Raw genomic sequence first — 268 nt, 5'->3', positions numbered from 1 at the left:
GCGTCGACCAGATGCGGCGGTCCTTGATCAGCACGCCGTTGGGAATGCCGTCGTTGTTGCCGGTGTTGAACGGGATGTTCGGGTTGTAGCGGCCGTCGTTGCCCGGCGTGCGGCCCGGGAACAGCGCGGCCATGCGCGCGGCCGGGTCGGCGGCGGCGGCGAGCGCGGACTGCACCTTCGCGGTCACGTCCTGGACCGAATCGAGTACGTAGATGCGCGCGTTAGGCCCGGCCGAGACTTCTTCGTTGTTGGTGCCGGTCTTGAAACC

General features: G+C 67.9%; 1 protein-coding gene. It reads right to left on the bottom strand.

Annotation, left to right across the window (positions count from 1 at the left end):
• Nucleotides 1-268 (bottom strand): hypothetical protein (locus HKX41_11745; protein NNC24806.1); only part of this gene is annotated, 268 nt, incomplete at both ends.

This window comes from Salifodinibacter halophilus (genome assembly GCA_012999515.1).
Lineage (GTDB): Bacteria > Pseudomonadota > Gammaproteobacteria > Nevskiales > Salinisphaeraceae > Salifodinibacter > Salifodinibacter halophilus.
Note: the sequence above shows the minus strand (reverse complement) of the source record. Positions and strands in the feature narration are given on the sequence as shown.